This is a genomic window from Streptomyces sp. ME19-01-6 (genome assembly GCF_033793745.1).
Classification (GTDB): Bacteria; Actinomycetota; Actinomycetes; order Streptomycetales; family Streptomycetaceae; genus Streptomyces.
This window is the reverse complement of sequence record NZ_JARAXF010000001.1, coordinates 258,685-280,019: the sequence shown is the minus strand read 5'-3', so window position 1 is coordinate 280,019 and position 21,335 is coordinate 258,685. Positions and strand designations below refer to the sequence as shown.

Below are 21,335 nucleotides of genomic sequence, written 5' to 3'. Positions count from 1 at the left end.
CATGTTGGAGATCCTCGACTACGCGTTCATGCAGCGGGCCCTGATCGCCGCCGTCCTGGTCGGCATCACCGCCCCCGCCGTCGGCATCTACCTCGTCCAGCGCCGCCAGGCGATCATGGGCGACGGCATCGGCCACGTCGCGCTCACCGGCGTCGCGCTCGGCTTCCTGACCGGCACCAACCCGGTGTGGACGGCCGTCGCGGTCTCCGCGCTCGGCGCGATCCTCATGGAGCTGATCCGCTGGTACGGCAAGACGCGCGGCGATCTGGCCCTCGCGATGCTCTTCTACGGCGGCATGGCCGGCGGCGTGCTGCTGATCAACCTCTCGCCGACCGGCTCCAACGCCAACCTCACCACGTATCTCTTCGGCTCGATCACCACCGTCTCGCGCGAGGACGTGACCGCGATCAGCTGCCTCGCGGCCTTCGTCGTGCTGGTCACCCTCGGGCTGCGCCGCCAGCTGTTCGCGGTGTGCCAGGACGAGGAGTTCGCGCGGGTGACCGGCCTGCCGGTGCGCACCCTCAACCTCCTGCTGGCCATCACCGCCGCCGTCACCGTCACCGTCGCCATGCGCGTCGTGGGCCTGCTGCTGGTCAGCGCCCTGATGGTGGTCCCGGTCGCGGCCGCCCAACAGGCCACCCGCGGCTTCGCGATGACGCTCGCGCTCGCCGTCGCCATCGGCGTCGTGGTGACGCTCTCCGGCACGGTCTTCTCCTTCTACGAGGATGTCCCGCCCGGCGCGAGCATCGTCGTACTCGCCATCGCCGTCTTCGCCGCGATCACCGCGCTCGCCGCCCCGTTGGCCAGAAGCCGCGCCCGCAGAGCCGCCGCGGCCGAGGAACGCTGCACCCTCCCGCTCCCCGGCGCCCGCACAGCCTCACCGGGGCCGGGCGAAGCGGACGATGTCCTGGTCTGACCCGCCCGCTCAGCTTTCCCTGGCACAATGGCCACGCGGATGCGCGACGTACGAGCAGGCGACGAGCAGGCGAGGTTGAGGAGGCAGCTGTGGTGACCGCGGGTCCCCCAGTACGCGGCCGGTCCACCAGGCAGCGGGCGGCGGTAGCGGCCGCGCTGGACGAGGTGGACGAGTTCCGCAGTGCGCAGGAGCTCCATGACATGCTCAAGCACCGCGGCGACTCCGTCGGCCTGACCACGGTCTACCGCACGCTCCAGTCCCTCGCCGACGCGGGCGAGGTCGACGTCCTGCGCACCACCGAAGGCGAGGCCGTCTACCGCCGCTGCAGCAGCGGCGAGCACCACCACCACCTGGTCTGCCGCTCCTGCGGCAAGGCGGTCGAGGTGGAGGGCCCGGCCGTGGAGAAGTGGGCCGACGCGATCGCGGCGGAGCACGGCTTCGTGGACGTCGCCCACACGATCGAGATCTTCGGCACCTGCGGGGACTGCGCGGCGGCGCCCAAGGCGTAACGCCCCGCAAGCGCATAAGGCCTCAGCGCTTGAGGTAGGCCAGTACGGCCAGGACGCGGCGGTTGTCGTCGGCGGACGGTTCGATCCGCAGCTTGTCGAAGATGCTCGCGGTGTGCTTGGCGACCGCGCTCTCGCTGAAGTGCAGGGTGTGCGCGATGGCTGCGTTCGACCGGCCCTCGGCCATCAGCTTCAGGACGTCGTGTTCGCGCGGAGTGAGACTGCCGGTGCGCCCCCTGGCGTCGCTGCGGGCCAGCAGCTTGGAGATGACCTGCGGGTCCATGACCGTGCCGCCGGCCGCGACCGTGCGCACCGCGTCGATGAACTGCCCGGTGTGGGTGACCCGGTCCTTGAGGAGATAGCCGATGCCGCCCTCGCCCCCGGCCAGCAGCTCATGGGCGTAGAGCTGATCCACGTACTGGGACAGAACCAGCACCGGCAGCGCGGGGCGGGTGCGGCGGGCTTCGAGGGCGGCCTGTAGTCCCTCGTCGGTGTGGGTCGGCGGCAGGCGGATGTCGACCACGGCGACGTCAAGGTCCTCCTCGCGCAGCGCGCGCAGCAGGGCCGGGCCGTTGTCCACGGAGGCGATCACCTCGCAGCCGTGCTCCCGCAGGGTGCGCATCAGCCCGTCCCTGAGCAGGAAGAGGTCTTCGGCGAGGACGACGCGCACGGGATCTCCAAGGTCACGGTGGTCGGGCCGCCCAGGGGGCTGTGCAGGGCGAGACTGCCGTCGAAGGTACCCAACCGGCGCTGTACGCCGCGCAGTCCGGTCCCCCGTCCCAGGTCCGCGCCGCCGTGGCCGTCGTCGGTGACCGTGACCTGCAGCCGTGCGTCCTCGTGTGTCAGGGTGATGCGCACCTCCTGGGCGCCGGAGTGCTTGGCCGCGTTGGCGAGCGATTCGCTGATCGCGAAGTAGGCGGCGGATTCGACCGGCGCCGGAAGCCGTCCGGGCGGCAGCCGGGCCTCGACATGGACGTCGAGGAAGCTGTCGAGCGCCAACGACCGTACGGCGTCACCGAGCCCCCGGTCGGCGAGCACCGGGGGCTGGATGCCATGGACCAGGTCGCGCAGATCCTGGAGCGCCCGCGCGGAGGTCTCGCGCACATCCCGCAGCAGCGCGCGGGCGGCGTCGAGGTCGGTGTCGTCGATGCCGTTGCCATCCAGCAGCCGGGTGGCCTCGTCCAGCGTCATGCCGAGCGCCACCAGTCTGGCCTGTGCCCCGTCGTGCAGGTCCCGTTCGATACGGCGGAGTTCGGCCGCCTGTGCGTCCAGCGACTCGTCGCGGATGTCGGTGAGCCGTGCGACGCGCCGGGCGAGTTCGGTGCTGCGCGGCGCGGACAGCAGACGTCGGCTCCAGCGGGCGTGCAGCCCGAGCACGACGGGGGCCAGGCGCACCCCTGCCGCGATGAACGCGAGGCCGAGGGCCAGTGCGGCGATCATGGTGGGGGTGGAGCGTACGGGGATGAAGGCGTACCAGTTGCCGTCGTCGATCAGCCGCCAGATGAACGGCTGCACCAGTGCGCCGAACACCCCGTACTCGACGAGGGCGAGCGGGATCGCGAGCAGCAGACCGCCGAACCACGGCTCCAGCCAGGCCCACCGCAGATCGTGCCAGAACCCCTCGTCGCCGAGGACCGCGGATGCCCGCCGACGGGGGCGCTCGGCCCGGCCCGGGGCGAGCGGCTCCGGCGGGCTGATCGCCGTACCCGTCCAGCGGGCGGTCCAGGTCCGGTACCGGTCGGAGAGCCCGCGCAGGGCGGCAGCGGCGGGCGGCAGCAGCCGGAACCCGACCCCGATCGGGAGCAGCAGCAGCGCGCCGATCACCAGCCCGCCGACGGCGACCACCGCCAGGGCCACCAGCCCGAGCAGCTGGCACCTGACAAGGGCGCGCCAGCCGCCGACCCCTGTTCCCCCCATGACCGCCCGTCCGACCGCCGTTGTTCCGTCGAATCAGCGCGCCGAGTGCGCCACCGCCGGGATCCTAGCCGCGGGGGCCCGCCACACCCACGGCACCGCCGCCACCAGGCAGGCGGCCCCGAAGAGCACCATGGGCAGCACCGCGCCGGACTCCTCGTCCATGAACAGCAGCATGCCCAGGTTGATCAGGGTGTGGAAGCCGCCCGCGAGCAGCAGCCGGTTGGCTCGTACGCGCTCCAGACCGAGCCCCAGGACGACCGACATCGCCACCGTGCCCAGCAGAAACCCGGCCGCGTACGCCGGGGCCTGCGCGAACACCTGCACATGCCACACCCCCCACCCCGCGCCGATCGCGGCCGAGGCGGCGAGCGGGCCGAAACGAGTCCGCAGGAGCGGCTGGAGGAAGCAGCGCCAGCCGATCTCCTCGCCACACGCGCCGATCAGCTGCGCCACGACGATCAGCGCGAAGGGGTGGTCGAGTGTGCGCGGGTCGGTGGCGTGGGCGTCACCGGTGGCCAGGGCGTACGTGCCCGCGCTGAGCGCGGTGATCAGCAGCGCGGTGGCGAGCAGCGGCAGGGCGCGGCTCGCTTCTCGCCCCGGCCGACGGCCGGGCCACGCTCCGGCGAGCACGGCCCGCACCCCGGCGGGCCACAGCAGCGCCACCGCCCCCACCCCCAGCGCGGGCCCGAACTGGGTCAGCTGGATGACCTCGGTCGGTATCCCCGTCGCGGGCTGCACCGCGCCCAATATCCCCGCCGTCACAAACGTGACCGCGAGGAACACCCCCGCCTTCGCTTTCCACTTGTGCATGCCGCCAGGCCCCCGATCGGGTCGAACCGGATCTTGTCGCTGTCGACGATGCCGGTCGGGGAGTCCGCTGCCTTTGCACGTAGCTGCCGAGCAGGGGTGTACCTATGTACAGCTCATCGCCTGCCCAGCCGCAGCCAGTCCCGCACCTTGCGGGGCTCAGGCACCTTGCCCGGGGCCGGGATGGGCGCCACAGCCGGGGCCGGGACGGGCGCCGCCGCCGGGACCGGCATGGGCGTGGGCGGCGCGCTGTGCGGCCGCAGCCCCTTCAGCCGCGCCTGCCAGGGACCGTCCGCCATCTCCAGCTGCACGATGACCGGCCCCTCGGGCAGCGGCACGGTCTCCCGCCGCTTGCCGATCTCGTTGACGGCGTTCTCGTACGTGGGCAGGGTCGTGGGGTCGTCGTACCCCGCCAGTTCGTAGAGGTGGACGATGAGGTTGCGGTCGCCTCGGTAGCGGATGGCGAGGTCGGCCGTGCCCGCCGTGTGCAGCAGGACGTCGGGGCCGCCGCACTCCAGCCACTCCTCCGTCAGCCGGCGGCCCGCCGCCAGCGGCAGCACCCGTAGCTGCCAGGGGCCGTCCGCCTGCAACCGCAGGCGCAGGCGTCCGCTCTCGGGGACGACCGTCAGCAGCCGGCCCCGGAAGGCGTGCTCGGTGCTGTTGACGAGGTTGTCCTTCTGCTTGTTCCGCCGGTCGAGGGTCCACAGACCGGTGTATCCCCCGCCCTCGAGGGTGAGTTCGAGGATGACCGGTCCCGGCGGGAGCCCGTCCACGGTGATCACGTCGTTGTCCCGGCCGTGCTGCTCGTACGGCTCGAAGACCGCGCCGAACGACCAGTCCGCGATGGGCTGTGTGACGGCGGGCGGCGGTACGGGGTGCGGCACCGCGACCGTGGGCGCCGGCACCGGTGCGGGCGCCGGTGCCGGGCGCGGGCCGTCATCCGCCGTCACGTCCACACCATGGTCCGCGGCCAGGCCGACGAGCCCGTCCAGATACCCCTGGCCCACCGCGCGGAACTTCCAGCCCCCTGCCCGCCGATACAGCTCGGCCAGCACCATGACCGTCTCGCCGCCGCCGTCGGTCACCTCGTACCGGGCCACCGACGTACCGTCCGGCGCGAGCGCCTCCACCGACAGCCCGGCCACGTCCCGCATCGCGCCGCTCTGCGTCGCCCCGACGACGAGGACACGGACGATCTCCTCCTCGACCGCGGTGAGGCCGGCCTCCAGCCACACCGTGCCGTCCTCGACCCCGGCCAGCCGCACGGCGCCCGACGGATGGGCGGGGGCGCCGTGGAACACGATGTCCCCGTCGCCCCGGACCCGCCCGTCGGCCGTCAGCAGCCACGCCGAGGTGTCCAGCCCGTTCCGCACCGCGATCCGCAGCGGGACGGACGGCACGAAGGCGTTGCCGCCCTTGGCCACTTCCCCCATCGTGACTCCACCTTTTCTTCACACTGTGGTCCTGCGGGCGGATCATGCCACAGGTCGTGGAGAGCACGCCCGGCGCCGTCGTTCCGGGGGCGAACTCACCACACCGGTTCGCCCTGCCTCTCCAGGGCCGAGCGCATGAAGTGGCAGCGGTCGAACGAGCGGCGCCGCATCCACAGGGCCCAGTAGCAGAAGCCGGCCACGAAGACCGCGTAGACCAGCGGGAAGAGCCAGGAACCGGTGGCCACGCCGACAGCGAGGATGCCGACCGCGACCAAGCCCATGAAGCCCAGCCAGTACGGCAGCCACCGGCCTGCCCGCTCCATCCGCCTCAGGTGGTCGGCGACGAGCCGTCGCATGGCCTCCTGCTCCTCGGGATCACTCGGCACCTCACAGTGCCGGATCTTGCGGTTGAGCTCGGCGAGTCCGCGCACGTCGGTGCCGGCCGCACGGCGGCCCCTGCGGCGCTGCGCGGCCACGACCGCGATGCCGATGGCCGCATAGAGCACGCCATGCACCACCCACGACGCCGGATGCTCACCCCGGCGCACCACAGCCGAGATACCCACACCCAGCGCGACGATCAGGGCCGCCTGGGCGGTCAGACTGCGGTCGAGCCAACGCTTTAAGCCGTACACCGCACGTACCTCCTCGGGATCGACGGTTGCCACTGTCGCTTCCCGAGTACCCCGCCAACGCTCGTCGGCACAGGACGACGACGGCCGGTGCCACCGCCCGTTGGGGCGACGGCACCGGCCGTGAGGAGTGTGAGCGTGGTCGGCGTTACTGCGGACCCGGCTCGGAACCGTCTTCCGGCTGAACCTCGTTCGGGATCGCCCCGCCGAAGCGGCGGTCGCGCGAGGCGTACTCCAGGCAGGCCCGCCACAGGTCGCGGCGGTCGAAGTCCGGCCACAGCACGTCCTGGTAGACCATCTCCGCGTAGGCGCTCTGCCAGATCAGATAGTTCGACGTGCGCTGCTCGCCCGAGGGCCGCAGAAAGAGATCCACGTCCGGCATGTCGGGGTAGTAGAGGTACTTCGCGAAGGTCTTCTCGTTCACCTTCGACGGGTCAAGACGACCCGCCCTGACGTCCTCCGCCAGCGCCTTCGCCGCGTCCGCGATCTCGGCCCGGCCGCCGTAGTTCATGCAGAAGTACATGGTCATGGCGTCGTTGTCCTTGGTCTGCTCCTGCGCGACCTGGAGCTCCTGCGCCACGGACTTCCACAGCTTCGGCATCCGCCCCGCCCAGCGGATACGGATGCCCATCTCGTCCATCTCGTCGCGGCGGCGGCGGATGACGTCCCGGTTGAAGTTCATCAGGAAGCGCACCTCGTCGGGCGAGCGCTTCCAGTTCTCGGTGGAGAAGGCGTAGAGGGAGAGGTTCTTGACCCCGATCTCCAGACACCCCTTGAGCACATCGAGGACCACGCCCTCGCCCACCCTGTGCCCCTCGGTGCGCGGCAACCCGCGCTCCTTGGCCCAGCGGCCGTTGCCGTCCATGACGACGGCCACATGCTTGGGCACCAGCTCACCGGGAATCTTCGGCGGACGGGCACCCGAAGGGTGCGGGTCCGGGGCCCGGTACTCGCGCCGCTGTCGGCCCAGAATCCCGCGTCGTGCCATGTCCCTGCCGTCTCCCTGTGCGTGCGTTCTGTGTTTCTACTTCTCTACGTACCGCAGCGACCGGAGCCCCCGCTCCAGGTGCCAGTGCAAATACGCCGCCACGAGCCCACTGCCCTCCCGGGCATGCCGCGCCTCGCACGCGTCCGCCGTCTCCCAGTCCCCGGTCAGCAGCGCGCCCAGCAGCGTCAGCGACTCCGCCGAGGGTACGACGCTTCCGGGCACCCGGCACTCCCCGCAGATCACGCCGCCCGCGCCGACCGAGAAGAACCGGTTGGGACCGGGCATGCCGCACTTCGCGCAGTCGTCGAAACTCGGCGCGTAGCCGTTGACGGCGAGCGAGCGGAGCAGGAAGGCGTCCAGGATGAGATGCGGCTCGTGCTCCCCCGAGGCGAGGGTCCGCAGCGCGCCCACCAGCAGCAGATACTGCTGTACGGCGGGCTCGCCCTCGTGGTCGGTGAACCGCTCGGCGGTCTCCAGCATGGCCGTACCGGCGGTGTAGCGGGCGTAGTCGGTCACGATGGCGCTTCCGTACGGAGCGATGGTCTCACTCTGTGTGCACAGCGGCAGCCCGCGGCCGACCAGCTCGCCGCCCCCGCGCGAGAAGAACTGCACGTCGACATGGCTGAACGGCTCGAGCCGCGCCCCGAACTTCGACTTCGTCCGCCGCACCCCCCGGGCCACGGCCCGTACCCGGCCGTGACCGCGCGTGAGCAGCGTGATGATCCGGTCCGCCTCACCCAGCTTCTGGGTGCGCAGCACGATGCCGTCGTCGCGGAACAGACTCATGGCGCTTATTCTCCATGACGGCGGACACCGCGGAGTACCGAGGAGCCCGCTCAGGCAATGGCGAAGTGGGCGATGAGCGCCGTCGCGATCGGCTCGACCACCTCCGGCGCGATCATGTGGCCCATGTCCTGGACCATCAGCAGCCGGGCCCCGGCGACCGCCTCCGCGATCAGCTGCCCGTGTCCGGGTTTGGCCGGTTCGCAGGTGCCCTCGACGACCAGGGTGGGCGCCTGCACCTTGACCAGCGCGTCGACGGGTTCGACCTCCAGGTCGGCCATTCCGGCGAGCCGGTGGTTGGCCGTGGTGCGCGGGTCGCGGGCGCGGTCGAACAGCAGCTCCTCCAGGCGGCGTTGGGCGTCCTCGTCGAACGGCAGCGCCGTTCCGTTCATCACCCTGGCCGTCGCGATCTGGAAGTCGATGGCCTCGGCGCGGGTGCTGGGCGGCGCGGCCGTCAGGGCGGCCCGGAAGAACTCGACGAACTCCGGCCGCGGCTCCGGCAGGCTGCCCGCCGGCTGCGGTTCGCCGAGCAGGGCACGGGTCAACACCTGGCCCTCGCGGGCACCGAGCGGTGAGGAGCCGATCACCGTGAGGGTGGCCACCCGCTCGGGGTGGTCCGCGGCGATCCACTGGGCGAGCAGGCCGCCCGCGGAGTGGCCGACCAGGTGCGCCCGGTCGATGCCGAGGGCGTCGAGCAGGCCGAACGCGTCGTCCTTGAGCGCCGCCCAGGTGTAGGGGTGGGTCTCGAAGTCCCGGGCCGTGGACCGGCCGACGTCCCGGTGGTCGTAGCGGATGACCCGGTAGCCGGCGGCCGCGAGGCGGCCCACGAACTCGTCGGGCCACAGCAGGCCCTGGGTCATCGAACCCATGATGAGCAGCACCGGCGGATGGGAGGGGTCGCCGAACTCCTCCGTCCACAGCTCGATGTCGCCGACCGTGACCAGCTGTCCTTCTGCCGTCATCTGTATCTCTCTTTCCTCGTTGACGGGGACAACTGTGCCGGGACGGGCCGTCGGTGCCATCCGTAGGACCACTGGTGGCCACTACTGAAGCAGCCGGGTCAGCTCAGCGCGCGAGCTGATGCCCAGCTTCGGATAGACCTTGTACAGGTGGTACTCCACGGTGCGGGGGCTGAGGAACAGCTGGGCCGCCACCTCCCGGTTGGACACGCCCTGGGCCACCAGCCGTGCGATCCGCAACTCCTGCGGCGTGAGCGCGGCGAGCGCGTCCGGTGCCGGGCTGTCGGCGCTCTGCCCCGCGGCCCGCAGCTCGCCCCGCGCGCGCCGCTCCCACGGTTCGGCCGCCAGCCGCTGGAAGGCCTCCATGGCCTGGCGCAGGTGTCCTCTCGCCTCGCCGACCCGGCGGGCGCGGCGTAGCCGTTCGCCCAGCAGCAGCGCGGTACGGGCCTGGTCGTACGCGGCGCCGCTGTCGGCGGCGAGGTGCCCCAGCGCCTCGTACAGCAGCGACACGGCCGTGTCGTCCTCGGCGACCAGCGCGCGGCAGCGGGCCAGCAGCGCCCGGGAGCGCGCCGAGGCCGCGTGCGCCGACCACCGCTCCAGGAAGGCCACGGCGGTGCGGGCGGCGGCTTCGTCCCCTGCGGCCACGGCGGCCTCGACCCGGTCGGCGACCGATCCCCATACGACCACGGGGCTTCCGGCGCCCGGGCCCGTGCCGGCCAGCGCGGTCAGCCGCTCGTGCGCCTGGGCGAACCGGCCGAGGCCGAGGTCGAGGACGCCCAGGGCGTAGGAGGCCACGCCGGCGCGCAATCCGAGCCGGTGCGGAATGGCGATGGCCAGGGCCTGTCGGGCGTACGTCTGGCAGGCGGCCTCCTGGCCGCGCACCGCGGCGCAGACCGCGAGGTTGGCCAGGTGCGCGGCCGCGGAGTTGCTGATGCCCGCTTCCCGGGCGAGCGCCAGCCCTTCCGTGGACAGGGCGGCGCTCAGGGCGAACCGGCTGTTCATCCGCTCGGCGGTGGCGGCGTTCTCCAGGACGACGGGCAGCGTGCCCGCCATTCCGGACACCCGGGCGACCTCACCGGCCCGCGCCCCGTACGCTGCCGCGGCGTCCCCTTCGCCGAGCAGGCTGGCGGCGGCGGCCGCCCACAGCAGGGTGGCGGCCTCGCCCGCGTCGTCCGGGACGGCCGCCAAAGCCCGTCTGAGCAGCGGCACCCCGCGTTCGGGGTCCCCGCCCTGCAGAGCACCGGACCCGGCCAGGACGTCCCGCACGAACGCGTCCGTGGAACCCGGCGGTTGGGGCTCGGACAGGGCCTCGGCGCGGCGGCCGATGCGCACGGTGGCGTCGTTGTCGCCCACGTAGGCGGCGGCCTCGGCGGCGTCCGCGAGCAGTTCGAGCCGGTCGGGCGCCTGGTCCGCCGCGGCGAGGAAGATACGCAGCGCCTCGGCCGCGTCCCCGGAGTTGAGCGCGAAGCGGCCGCGCAGCTGGGCGAGTTCGGCCAGCAGGCCGGGGTCCTCCGCGGTCTCGCCGGCCGCCGCCAGCGCGCTGTGCGCCTGGCCCGGCCGCCCGCCGAGCCAGGCCGCCACGGCCGCGTCGGTCAGTCGGCGGGCCCGGGCGGCGGGGTCGGGCGTCAGCTGCGCGGCGCGGGTCAGGGCGTCGGCGGCGTCCGCGTAGCCGCCCCGGGCGCGGGCCCGGTCGGCCGCGGCTGCCAGGTCCGCGGCGATCTCCTCGTCGGGGCCGATGGCCACGGCGGCCAGGTGCCCCGCCCGGCGGTCCGCGTCGCCCGCCGCCCCGAGGACCGCGGCCAGCGCCTCATGGGCGGCGCGCCGGTCCGCCGGGCTCGCGGCGGCGTGCACCGCCGAGCGGATCAGCGGATGCCGGAAGGTGATCGCGGCGGGCCCGGCCACCACCAGGCCGGCGGCCTCGGCCGGCTCCAGGGCCTGCTCCGGGGCGGGCTCCAAGGCGTGCTCCGCGGCCCCGAGCCGGGCGGCGGCGGCCAGCACCACCCGGGGGTCGCCCCGCCCGTCGAGCGCGGTGACCAGCAACACCCGGCGGGTCCCGGCGGGCAGTGCGGCGAGCCGGCCGCCGTAGCCGGCGGTGACTCCCTCGCCCAGCGGCAGCGGGTCGGGCAGCGGCTCGTGACCCGTCAGCTGGCCGGCCGTCAGCAGTTCGGCGATCTCCTGGAGGGCGAGCGGATTCCCGCCCGTGGCCTCGGCGATCAGCGCCGCGACCCGCGGCGAGGGCTCCACGGCCGCCCAGCCGGCGAGGGCCGCGGCCGCGTCGGCGACGTCCAGCCCGGCCAGTTGTTGTTTTGGCAGGTCGCGCAGCGCGTACCGGGTGTCCGGGGTGTCGCGCGTCGCGATCAGCAGCCCCACGCCGTCGGTGTCCAGGCGGCGCGCGGCGAACAGCAGGGCGTCGGCGGAGGCCCGGTCGACCCAGTGGAAATCGTCGATGACGCACAGCAGCCCGTACGGCCGCCCGGCCTCGGCCAGCAGCGACAGCACCCCCGCGGCCACCAGGAACCGGTCCTGCGCAGCGGGCGGCGCGGCCAGCCCCAACGCCCCGCGCACCGCGTCCCGCTGCGGCCCGGGCAACGCGTCGATGAGCCCGGCGACCGGCCGCAGCAACTGGTGCAGGGCAGCGAAGGCGAGGCCCGTCTCCGGTTCGGCACCGGTGGCGCGCAGGACCTTGGCGGGGGCTGCGTGCTCCGCGGCGTGCCGCAGCAGCGCGGACTTGCCGACGCCGGGCTCGCCGCGCAGCACCAGGACCCGCCCGGCGCCGGACCGGATGCCGTCGAGCAGATCGGCGAGCACCGCGCGTTCGGCCGCACGTCCGGCAAGTCGGCGCCCTGGCATGCGTATCCCCCTGTGCCTGTGCTCGTGAGCGCGGCGGGTCCGACGCCGCGCGCCGGGCCGACTGTACGCGGTCCGCTCCGCGGGGATGCGCGGCCTCACGCCTGGGCCCAATCCTGGCGGCTTAAGCGCTCGGCGTGCGTTTGTGGTGAATAGGAGGTGCGTTTGTGGTGGATATGAGACAGCGACACGCCGTGACGTGGGCATGTCGTTAGGGTGATCGTTTTGCACATCGCTGCCGGGTGTGCAGTGCGAGGGGAGAGGATCGCATGTCGACGTTCGAGGCGGAATGGGCGCAGATGAAGCGCGAGGCATCCGGGGAGACCGGGATGAGCCTCGCGGGTGCCGGTGACAAGCCCGACTGGGAGCAAGAGGGATCGGGCAGCGTGAGGTCCAGCAAGAACGCGTGGACGGAGGCGGGCCAGGGAGTCGGCAAGCTGCGGGGGAACATCAGAACCGCGCTGACAAAGCTGGAGGAGGAGCAGGACGGCCTGGGCGCGGGCAGCGAGACCGGAGGCGGTATCGAGAGCGCAGCGGCCCAGCGGGAGCTCTACCACTCCTGGAAGCGCTATCTGAAAGGTGTGAGCGGCAAGTGCGGCACCTTTCAGGACCGGCTCCAGAAGGCCGGGGATCACCACTACGAGAACGACGCGGCCATCGAGCACGCATTCGATCAGTTGGACGGCCTGTACAAGGACACGAAGTCCGTCGGTGGCGAGAGCCGGGGGCGGTGACGGGGACCAGTGGATTACTCGACTCTCAAGTCCCTCAAGCCGTCTGAGTTCGAGGGCGCGGCGGGCGGCTATCGGACCGTCGGCGACATGGCGAGTCAGGCCAAGGACGACATCGAGCAGCAAGTGACCGCGGGCATGCGGAAGTCACTCAAGGGCAAAGCCGTGGACGAGGCTGTCCGAAAACTTCAGAAGCTGGCCGCGAACTTCCAATACACCCAGGTCGAATGCGGACTCATCACCACCGCTCTCAACTCTCTGGCCTACGAACTGCGGGCAGCCAAGAACAAGCTCGACGCCGCTGTGGAGGATGCCGCTGCCGCGCAGTTCACCGTGCACTCCGACGGCTCGGTCAGCTACCCGCCGGCCGGCGACAAGGTCGATGGCAAGGTGCCCGGGGGCGGTACGGTCAAGGGGGTTGCCTCCGGGGAGACCCGCAACCCGATCGACCCTGCTGGGGACGCGAAGGACACGGCCGAGGCTCTTGAGCGCCAGGCATCGAACCTCCAGGACAACCCGAATTACGACCGCGCGTTGGCCATCGCCAACCGCATTGCGCAAGCCGTCCACCAGGCCACCCGGGCCGACGAAAAGTGGGCCCCTGAGCTGCGCAAGTTGAAGGCTGACGACGATCTGGTCGTCGCCGCCGAGGACTGGGCTGACGCGAAGAGGGACATGGGTGGTGTCCGCCGTGGTGCGAAGAAATACCTGGACGCCATCAAAGCGCCCCTGAAGGACAGCAATCCAGAAGAGAACGCCACGTGGTGGAAGAGCCTGTCGAAGAACGAGCAGGACGCTTGTCTCGCCCTCGATCCAGCAGGGATCGGCAAGCGTGACGGTTTACCCGCAGCCGTGCGCGACGAAGCCAACCGGACTGTGCTTGCCGAAAGCCGCGCGGAACTCAGCCTGAAACTCGACGAGTTCGAGAAGGAACACCCTGAGCCCAGGAAGTACGAGCAAAAGTGGGACAACATAGGCCAGGTTCCCATTCAGGGTGAAAAGCAGTTGACGCCGGCCTGGCAAGCGTGGAACAGGGAAAGATCCAGGTTTTCCGAACCCCTGAAGGGCATAGAGGCCATTCAGCGCCGCTTTGACAAGACCGGAGAGGACGGTCTACCGGAGGCGTATCTGCTGGGATTCAGCCCGGAAGGGCGGGGACGGGCCATCGTCGCCAACGGAAATCCTGATGACGCGGATCACATCGCGGTGTACACACCTGGAACCGGAGCCTCACTCAGCAACAGTAATGGGGACATCAATCGCGGGGTGAACTTGTGGAAAACGTCTCAGCAACTGACCGATCAGGAAGTGTCGACCGTTACTTGGATAGGCTACGATGCGCCGCCGGAAGTCTTCCCGGAGGCCACTCAGGATAAATACGCAGACAATGCCGCAGGTGCGTACGGCCAGTTCATCGATGGCCTGAACGCTGCGAACAAATCTGGTTCCGACGCTCATATCACTGCGATCGCGCATTCGTATGGGACCACGGTCATCGGCGCCGCGGCCAACGAGGGGGACCTCGGTGTCGACGACATCGTGTTCGCCGGCAGCCCTGGCGCCCGGGTGGAAAATGCCGAGGATCTGGACGTGAGCAAGGGGCATGTCTGGAATGAGCACGCCAAGGGTGACGATTTGGTAAACGGCTTTGGCCGCTTCGGCCACGGGGGCGGGGTCTCGGGCGTCGACCCAACTGACCCGGTCTTCGGCGCCAACCAGATGGCCACTGACACCGAGGGGCACAGCGGCTACTGGGACTACGACGACGACAAAAATGCGCCGAGTCTCAGTATCAAGAACCAAGGAAGTGTCATCGTGGGAGAATACGACAAGGTGCAGATGAAGCCACGCGACGATGGATCACTTCTGCCGGTCGACTGGCGTGAGCCGCCGAATTGGGGCATCTGACGTGTGGAAGGCGTGGCGATGTCGACGGGTACTGCTCGCTGCGGCGGTTCTCCTATGTGTCGTGGGGTGCGGATCCATGAGTGACTCGGATGGTGCGGCGACGAAGGAAAAGCATCCGGAACAGGCCAAGGAGCACGTCAGAAAGCTGTCCAGTGATGTGTTCGACATGGTCCAGCTTCAGGGGAAAGTGTCGCCGGCCGGACCTGCGACAATGCGCTCCCGAGAGGGGGAACGGGAGTATTCCGTCCTGCATGCCTGGTCCATCTCTCACCTGTCTGATCGGGAGTTGACGCGCGGCTTCTACCGCTTGCGTGAAGAACTTCCGAAGGAGGGGTGGCGTATCACTGATTTCGGGCACGTAAATTCAACGGATCGCCAGTTGGAGGTAGAGGCCGTACACAAAAAGGACGAGTACTCGTTGTCGGCGGAACTCTGGGTCAGCAACTCCGGAGAAAACGCGCATGCGTCCGCGTCCAAGAAGGGCCGAATCGTGTTCTACGTCGGGTCTCCCACCTACCGATCCCCCAAGGGAGTCGACCCCGACGACTACTGATGACCCATCCTGAAACGCGACTGCCCGCGGGCCCCGCGCGCCCCCGATACTCGGCGCATGGTGGACGTCTCGGACTGGGGTCGTCCACGTTCATCAGCTCCGCTCAGCTCATGGCATCACTCGCGGCTCACACTTCCCCTTCCGGCAGGGTTTTCCTACCTCGTTCGGCACTGGGTCGCTACGTGGGCTGGTACCGGCACATCACTCTGGCCATGCTCGCGCACGCCTTCCTGGCCGCCACGGCGCACCAGGTCCGGGAAAAGGGGGCGGCACCGGTGGGACAGCCGGGGCAATCGAGTTCACGGTCGCGGAAGTTCGGCGACTCCTGGCAGCTTGCCGTCCCCGACCGCCGCACCTCCGTGGCCGCCGAGGACCACACCACGCACTGAGCTGGTCGAACTGGCACCGACGACGCCAAGCAGTCGCTCGCCACTGTCACTACCTGCGGCGCTGTCGCACGATCGAGGGGCGGCCTGCCGAAGGCCACCCCTGACCACACAGCCACCCCACCCCGCCCTTTCCCGGCCCCTGCCGATTTGCGGCTCCGCCGCGTGGCCGCCGGCCCCCTAGTGGGGCAGGTGATCGAACCGCCCGGCCTTCACGGCGCGGGTGAGGGCGCGGAGGGTGGTGGGGGTGGTGGTGATCACGGTGTGCGGTTCGTCGCTCTCGCGGAGGAGGATCGACGCGTCGGGAGCGTGGGCCAGCTCGACGCAGTTGCCCTCATTTTGCTCGGAGTACGAAGCCTTCCGCCACTGTATTTCCGACATCTCCATACCTTCACAGTTGTTGCGCGATCGCGTGAACGAAGTCGCGCGTGTCTTCCGGGCTGAGAGCCAGCCGCTCCATCCGGTCGAGGACCGCCTTGTAGTTGGCAAGATGTGTCTCGGCATCCAGGAACGTCACGCCGAACGGCGCGTCGAATTGCACCGTATCCAGCTGTGGAACCGGCCCCGCGACATAGAGGGTGGAACTACCCGCACTCGGAAACCCTCCGGCCGAGAAGGGAACGACGCGAACGGCCACAGCGTCCCTCTCCGAGGCCTCCAGGACGTGTTCGAGCTGGCTCCGAGCCACCTTCGGGCCACCGAACCCCACCCTCAAGGCTGCCTCGTGGATGATGAAGGTGCACTGCGGCGGGGCGTCCTTGTCGAGCACGTCACGGCGCTTCAGCCGATGAGAGAGCCTGCAGCGAAGTTGCACCGGCGTCGGCTCGGGCACCGCCGTAGCGAAGACCGCTTTCGCATAGTCCTCGGTTTGCAGCAGACCGGGGATGTGCATCGTCTGCACCGACCGCATGCTCACCGCGTGGAATTCCAGTTCGGCCAGATCAAGAGCGCCTGCGGAAAGCCTCTCCCGGTACTCCTCCCACCAGCCGTGAACACGCTCGGTCGCCATGTTCACGAGCGCGTCAACGTAGGCCCGATCTCCGCATGAATAGATCGCGGCCAACGCCCTGACGCGCTCCTCGCTCACCCCGAATCGACCGGCCTCCGTGTTGCTGATGCGAGTCCGATCCACCCCCAACTGCGCGGCAGCGTTCGCCACACTCATCCCGACGTGCTCGCGCATCTTGCGCAACTCCGCCCCAAGACGTCGCTGCCTCGCAGTCGGCGCCGTCCTCGGCATGTAGACCCTCCCCTGCCTCCTGCACACAGTGTCGCGTGCGACGCTCCCACACGTCCACGGATAGCACAACTTCTACGACTCGATAGCACGAGTGCTCACCATGCCTTATGGTCCTGCTAGCACAGCGCACCGAAACCATCACGCACCGCGTTGGGAGACACCGCCATGCCCGAACCCGCCGAAGCCGCCGAACCCGCCTACGCCTACCGGCTCAGCGCCCCCAACTCCTCCAAGAGCCCCAAGGCCTGCCGCGACGCGATCGCCGCCCTCCTCCAGGCCAACGGCCTGGAGGACCTCGCGGACACGGCCCGCCTCCTCGTATCGGAGGCGGTCACCAACGTCCACCAGCACACAACCACCCCCGTCATCCACATCGACGCCCTCCTACGGGACCGCATCGCCACCATCGCCGTACGCGACAGCTCGCCGGACGACCTCCCCCGCCCGCGCAGGGCGGAGGCCGACGAGGAAGGCGGCCGCGGACTCTTCCTCATGAAGCAACTCGCCCACGCATGCGGCGTCACCTGGGAAAGCGGCACGCAACCCACCGGCAAACACATCTGGTTCGAGCTGCGCGAACCGCTCGCCGAATGACGGCAGTGGACCGGGTAGGTTCCCGACATGAGCGATGAGGGCGACTTGGACCCGATTCGCCGAGGAGGCGGATGCAGCCGTGATCGCGCGCATCCATATGACCTCAACGTCGGCAACCATGCCTTATCTGCCCCCGCAGAAGCGCAATCACGAGCAGGTGACCCGATGGGTCCGCGACGCCCTGCTCACGCGATGTCGTACCTGGGTCGCAGTGCGTGATGCGGAGATCATCGGCTGACGGGGTGTCCCTGCACGTCTTACAGCAGAACACCGATGCCCGCGCGTTCCACGAGGGCCACGGTTTCACTGTCATCGACACGAACGACGGTGATCGCAACATGGAGAATCTGCCCGACCTGACGCTTCGCTGGATACCGAACAGCGCGAGGTAAACCGTGCCCCCAGAAGACGCTTACGCCGCGTTGGCGAGGGCGAAGCCCGATTGAGAGGGCCGCGGCGCGATGGGACACCTGGTCGCTGGACGAGCTCCTTGCCGAGGCGCGCAGCGCCTCCGATTCCGACGGTATGGATGAGGACGGCAGGTGATGCTGCGGCCCCGGCCGCCGACGGCCAAGGACTTAGAGGCCATCTCATTTGGCGAGTCTGCGGTAGCAGATGGGGTGCAGGCGGCGATGTTGGTCGCACCCGCTCAGCCGGCCGAAGTGTTCTGTGTCGCCTCGCATGCCTCGGTGAGGGCTCGCTGCCTGAGGTTGCCGCCGAACAACTGAATCGTGGTGGCGGCCAGGATGTCATCCCTGCCGATGGTCCGCCTGTCCCCCCTGCGGGGGGACAGGGCCTGGAGGGAATCCTTGAGGAACGGGGGTGGGTCCGGTTCGCCCGACATCACTAGGGTGACCGTACCGAAACGTTTGACCCCGCCCTCGCGGACGACCATGGCCGCGTCCCGGGCGAGGTCCGTCAGGAACACGCTCGCGATTCCGTCCAGGTCGCGGACCATCGCTGGGACGGCCGTCGCCCCCTGGCTCCACAGCAGCTTCTTGACCCCGGCCTCGAATCTGTGGGCGCCGACCACAGCACTCGGTTTGCGCGACCTGCTGCGCTTACGAGAAGGCACAATGACACCCTCAGCGTCGTACAGGACGCCGGTCAGGCCTTGAAACGTCGGGCTGTGGTCGTACCACTTGTCCCCCACCTCGAGCTCGACGTTCCGGTCGATCGCCGAGAGAAGGTCCCCGGGAATCAGCTTCTTCCGGGCCTCCTCCGCCGCCGCTCTCCTCGCGCCGTCGATGATCTCCGTCAGCACTGTCCGCGTCACCGACGCGGCGGCCCACGCGGCCGACCGGGAGACGTGCATCGAGGTCACGTCCCTGAACACCGCTTTGACGAGTGAAGGCTTGAACGGCGAGACATCCATGACCGAGGCGGTTTCGGGACCGCGGCGCTCGGGGCGTGCGGGCTGTGCGGTCATCGGAAGAAACGCTCCCTGCTGTCGGAGTTATCAGAGGCCCATACGTCACCACGCAGACCCGCTCTCTTCCCCCCATCCTCCGTCGAAGCGGCACCCGGTCAAGGGCCTGCGGGCAGAACCCGACGGCCGGGCCGATGATGAGCCACCTCCCGCACGCCCTCGTACGTTGCACCTGCGTCCCCCGTCCGGCTGTACCTGTTCTCCCTAGCCCCTGCCACCGAGGAGGAGCGGCCGGTGAAGCGCACGCAGGACGACAAGTGGGCGGCCGGCCTGCGGGGAGGCGAAGGCGTTCCACGCCCGTGGGGGGCACTTGAACGTGCCCCGCGGAGCCTGCGGCAGCAGATGAGGGTGCAGGCGATGCTGGTGAAGGCGAGGAAGTGGTCGGCTTCGCGTTCGTAGCGTCGGTGGAGGCGGCGGCAGCCGGCGAGCCAGGCCATGGTGCGCTCTGCGGTCCAACGGTGGGGGCCCAGTCGTTGCGAGGACTCCACTCCCTTGCGGGCGATCCGGTGCGTGATGCCCCGCTCACGTAACCATCGCCGCAGATGGGCGTAGTCGTAGCCCTTGTCGGCATGAAGCTTGGCGGGCTTGCGCCGTCGTCGTCCGCGGCGCGAGCGGATCGGCGGGATGCCCTTCACGAGCGGGATCAGGGCCTGGCTGTCATGCAGATTGGCCCGGAGATCCCGACCGATAGGGGCAGACCCGGCCGTTCCGTCATCAGGTGGATCTTCGAGCCGTACTTGCCCCTGTCGACAGGATTCGGACCTGTCAGGTCCCCCTTCTTTCAGGGCCAGCATGTTCACCGAGTCGATCACGCAACGGGACCAGTCCGACTCGCCGCGTGCGCCCAGCTCGTCGAGGACCAGGCGGTGGAGCTTGGCCCACACCCGGGCCTTCGACCACTCCGTGAAACGGCGGTGGGCCGTCGCCCCCGACGGCCCGAACGACGCCGACGGCACCTGCTGCCAGGTACAACCCCGACGTGGCTACGAACACAATCGCGGCCAGCACCTCCCGGTCACCGTACCGACGCCGGCCACCCCCCTGAGGTCGCGACGGCGCCTCCGGTACCACCCGCTGGAACAACTCCCACAACTTGTCCGGCACCAACCGCTCAATCATCCCCACCATGCCCCACAGAATGCCGAGTCGACCAAATTGAGATGACTTCTTAGAGGTCGTTTTCATCTGTAGTGCGGCGCTATCTCCGGTATTGCGTCCGCTGATGATCTGGTGCGGGTGGGTCAGCCGGGTTGGAGTTGCTTGCAGAGGCGGGTGATGTGACAGCTGGGGCAGAAGCTGCCCACCCCGACCTGCGCAAGGTCTGGGTCGATGGCGGCTACCGCAAGCACTTCGTCGAACATGCCGCCTCCCTCGGCATCGACATGGAAATCACCACTCGCACCCCCGGGACCAGGGGCTTCATCCCGATACCGAAACGGTGGGCGGTCGAGCGGACCTACGGCTGGCTGATGCTCCACCGGCGCCTTGTCCGCGACTACGAAGCCCACCCGCACCGCTCAGAAGCCGTGATCCACCTCGCCATGACCGACCTGATGGCCCGCCGCCTCACCGGCGAGGCCACCATCTCCTGGCGCGACCCGACATCAATGGATCAAAAACATATATCGGGATGAAGTAACGAGAGAAAGCGATCTCTCAGCGACGAGGAACCCTCTTCGCCGAGACCGCCGACCGCCTTCCAGACCTTCCTGGACCAGAAGGAGATCCCCGGTCGAAGTCCTGGCGGACCCCCGGCAGTTGAGCCCGACCATCCAAGATCCCCGACAGAGTCAAGTGAGGAACACAGGAAGCCCCGTCGGGGCAGGGTGACCAATTGGGGCCCCTGCCCCGACGGGGCTCGGTCGGCCGGGCGGCGGGTTACCGGCGCCCGGCAGAGGCCGGTGCCGTGTGCGGTGCTTTGCGGCTCAGCCGAAGTTCACGTCGCTGCACCACATGTAGGCCTGGTCGAGGTGCGAGGCCTGCCAGATCACGAACAGGATGTGGTGTCCGGTGTAGCCGGAGGTCTGGACGGGGAACGTGATGTCCTGTGCCGGGGCGAAGCGGCCGGTCTGCGTGATGAAGTCGAGGTTGCTCCAGCCCAGGGTCTGGGTCTTGGGGTTGAAGCCCTGCTTGCTCACGTAGACCTTGAAGTAGTCGGCACCGTGGGACGCCTGGTCGTACAGGTGGACCGAGAAGTTGTTGCCGATGGTGGTGGTCTTCCACGGTCCGGGCTTGTCCAGGCTGGCGTTCCTCGAGAGGTTGTTGCTGCAGAGTGTCCCGTCGGGGGTCCGTGCCTGGAACTGGCCTCCGAGGCCGTCGCGGAGCGCGCTCATCCAGTTCCACATGGTGTCGGGGTTGGCCTGGAAGGCCTGCCAGCACATGGGGTCTTGGGTCTGCATGGCCGGGTTCGTGTGGTCGTTGCCCCACGTCTTCCAGCACTGGTACGCGCGGGTGGCGGGGCCGACGACGGTGCCGTGAGCCTGGGCGGGGGTCGACCAGGCGAGGGCGCCGACGGCCACGGCGAACAGCATGACGAGCGCCTGGACAGGCCGGCAGAGGGACGCCCGCGAACGCCCGGTTAACGGACTCTTTTTGCGCATGCGGGGGGACTCCTTCCAGTTGCAAGGCTGCTATGGGAGCGCTCCCAAAGGTAGGTCTTCCGGGTGAGATGTCAATGAAGCAGACGGAGTTGATTACAGGGGTGAG

21 protein-coding genes and 2 pseudogenes are annotated in these 21,335 nt (G+C 69.7%); 9 read left to right on the top strand and 14 right to left on the bottom strand.

Annotation, left to right across the window (positions count from 1 at the left end; genetic code table 11):
• Window position 1: 1 nt before the first annotated feature.
• Both PV419_RS01235 and PV419_RS01230 read left to right on the top strand, forming a co-directional pair.
• The gene (locus tag PV419_RS01235) at window positions 2-916 is read left to right on the top strand and encodes a metal ABC transporter permease (protein ID WP_319685724.1); all 915 of its coding nucleotides are present in this window, start codon (window positions 2-4) and stop codon (window positions 914-916) included.
• Between the two features lie 89 nt (window positions 917-1,005).
• Window positions 1,006-1,425, top strand: coding sequence for a Fur family transcriptional regulator (locus tag PV419_RS01230; protein WP_319685723.1), 420 nt, complete (start codon window positions 1,006-1,008; stop codon window positions 1,423-1,425).
• A 22-nt stretch (window positions 1,426-1,447) separates the two neighbouring features.
• Here PV419_RS01230 and PV419_RS01225 read toward each other — a convergent pair whose 3' ends face one another.
• From PV419_RS01225 to PV419_RS01185, 9 genes are all read right to left on the bottom strand, one after another.
• A complete protein-coding gene (locus PV419_RS01225; RefSeq protein WP_319685722.1) occupies window positions 1,448-2,092 on the bottom strand; it encodes a response regulator transcription factor in 645 nt (214 codons plus the stop codon).
• On the bottom strand, window positions 2,044-3,339 hold the full coding sequence (locus tag PV419_RS01220) for a sensor histidine kinase (RefSeq protein ID WP_319685721.1): 1,296 nt from the start codon (window positions 3,337-3,339) through the stop codon (window positions 2,044-2,046). The genes PV419_RS01225 and PV419_RS01220 overlap by 49 nt, the downstream gene beginning before the upstream one ends.
• A 33-nt stretch (window positions 3,340-3,372) precedes the next feature.
• Window positions 3,373-4,149 carry a type II CAAX endopeptidase family protein gene (locus PV419_RS01215; RefSeq protein WP_319685720.1) on the bottom strand — a complete coding sequence of 259 codons (777 nt, stop codon included), beginning with the start codon at window positions 4,147-4,149 and terminating at the stop codon, window positions 3,373-3,375.
• Window positions 4,150-4,262: 113 nt separating this feature from the next.
• Entirely contained in the window at window positions 4,263-5,579 is a 1,317-nt protein-coding gene (locus tag PV419_RS01210; RefSeq protein WP_319685719.1) for a TerD family protein, read from the bottom strand.
• Between the two features lie 95 nt (window positions 5,580-5,674).
• A complete protein-coding gene (locus PV419_RS01205; RefSeq protein ID WP_319685718.1) occupies window positions 5,675-6,214 on the bottom strand; it encodes a hypothetical protein in 540 nt (179 codons plus the stop codon).
• Window positions 6,215-6,359: 145 nt separating this feature from the next.
• A complete protein-coding gene (locus PV419_RS01200) occupies window positions 6,360-7,199 on the bottom strand; it encodes an isoprenyl transferase (protein ID WP_319685717.1) in 840 nt (279 codons plus the stop codon).
• Between the two features lie 36 nt (window positions 7,200-7,235).
• Window positions 7,236-7,985 carry a DNA repair protein RecO gene (recO, locus tag PV419_RS01195; RefSeq protein ID WP_319685716.1) on the bottom strand — a complete coding sequence of 250 codons (750 nt, stop codon included), beginning with the start codon at window positions 7,983-7,985 and terminating at the stop codon, window positions 7,236-7,238.
• 50 nt (window positions 7,986-8,035) lie between these two features.
• Window positions 8,036-8,944, bottom strand: a complete 909-nt coding sequence (locus PV419_RS01190) for an alpha/beta fold hydrolase (RefSeq protein WP_319685715.1) — start codon at window positions 8,942-8,944, stop codon at window positions 8,036-8,038.
• An 81-nt stretch (window positions 8,945-9,025) separates the two neighbouring features.
• On the bottom strand, window positions 9,026-11,791 hold the full coding sequence (locus tag PV419_RS01185) for a helix-turn-helix transcriptional regulator (RefSeq protein WP_319685714.1): 2,766 nt from the start codon (window positions 11,789-11,791) through the stop codon (window positions 9,026-9,028).
• 266 nt (window positions 11,792-12,057) lie between these two features.
• On the opposite strand from PV419_RS01185, the gene PV419_RS01180 reads away from it, so the two are divergent.
• The 4 genes from PV419_RS01180 (at window position 12,058) to PV419_RS01165 (ending at window position 15,369) form a co-directional block, all read left to right on the top strand.
• Window positions 12,058-12,522 (top strand): hypothetical protein, encoded by a 465-nt coding sequence (locus PV419_RS01180; protein WP_319685713.1) that lies wholly within the window; start codon window positions 12,058-12,060, stop codon window positions 12,520-12,522.
• 9 nt (window positions 12,523-12,531) lie between these two features.
• Complete coding sequence (locus PV419_RS01175) at window positions 12,532-14,427, top strand: alpha/beta hydrolase (protein WP_319685712.1); 1,896 nt, start codon at window positions 12,532-12,534, stop codon at window positions 14,425-14,427.
• Between the two features lie 76 nt (window positions 14,428-14,503).
• Window positions 14,504-14,980 carry a hypothetical protein gene (locus PV419_RS01170; RefSeq protein ID WP_319685711.1) on the top strand — a complete coding sequence of 159 codons (477 nt, stop codon included), beginning with the start codon at window positions 14,504-14,506 and terminating at the stop codon, window positions 14,978-14,980.
• Between the two features lie 212 nt (window positions 14,981-15,192).
• Window positions 15,193-15,369, top strand: coding sequence for a hypothetical protein (locus tag PV419_RS01165; protein WP_319685710.1), 177 nt, complete (start codon window positions 15,193-15,195; stop codon window positions 15,367-15,369).
• A gap of 177 nt (window positions 15,370-15,546) precedes the next feature.
• On the opposite strand, the gene PV419_RS01160 is transcribed toward PV419_RS01165, so the two are convergent.
• Both PV419_RS01160 and PV419_RS01155 read right to left on the bottom strand, forming a co-directional pair.
• Complete coding sequence (locus PV419_RS01160) at window positions 15,547-15,747, bottom strand: DUF397 domain-containing protein (protein ID WP_319685709.1); 201 nt, start codon at window positions 15,745-15,747, stop codon at window positions 15,547-15,549.
• Window positions 15,748-15,757: 10 nt separating this feature from the next.
• Window positions 15,758-16,606: a helix-turn-helix transcriptional regulator gene (locus PV419_RS01155; protein WP_319685708.1), complete on the bottom strand. Its 849-nt coding sequence runs from the start codon at window positions 16,604-16,606 to the stop codon at window positions 15,758-15,760.
• 165 nt (window positions 16,607-16,771) lie between these two features.
• Between PV419_RS01155 and PV419_RS01150 the strand changes: the two genes are divergently transcribed.
• Window positions 16,772-17,200, top strand: a complete 429-nt coding sequence (locus PV419_RS01150; RefSeq protein ID WP_319685707.1) for an ATP-binding protein — start codon at window positions 16,772-16,774, stop codon at window positions 17,198-17,200.
• Between the two features lie 79 nt (window positions 17,201-17,279).
• Window positions 17,280-17,438: a hypothetical protein gene (locus tag PV419_RS01145; RefSeq protein WP_319685706.1), complete on the top strand. Its 159-nt coding sequence runs from the start codon at window positions 17,280-17,282 to the stop codon at window positions 17,436-17,438.
• A gap of 411 nt (window positions 17,439-17,849) precedes the next feature.
• On the opposite strand, the gene PV419_RS01140 is transcribed toward PV419_RS01145, so the two are convergent.
• Window positions 17,850-18,629 carry a hypothetical protein gene (locus PV419_RS01140; RefSeq protein ID WP_319685705.1) on the bottom strand — a complete coding sequence of 260 codons (780 nt, stop codon included), beginning with the start codon at window positions 18,627-18,629 and terminating at the stop codon, window positions 17,850-17,852.
• Window positions 18,630-18,955: 326 nt separating this feature from the next.
• Window positions 18,956-19,748, bottom strand: a pseudogene (locus PV419_RS01135) (IS5 family transposase); the annotation flags it as partial.
• 143 nt (window positions 19,749-19,891) lie between these two features.
• Here PV419_RS01135 and PV419_RS01130 point away from each other — a divergent pair.
• Window positions 19,892-20,263, top strand: a pseudogene (locus PV419_RS01130) (transposase); the annotation flags it as partial.
• Between the two features lie 291 nt (window positions 20,264-20,554).
• On the opposite strand, the gene PV419_RS01125 reads toward PV419_RS01130, so the two are convergent.
• Entirely contained in the window at window positions 20,555-21,160 is a 606-nt protein-coding gene (locus PV419_RS01125; protein WP_319685704.1) for a lytic polysaccharide monooxygenase, read from the bottom strand.
• Between the last annotated feature and the right edge of the window lie 175 nt (window positions 21,161-21,335).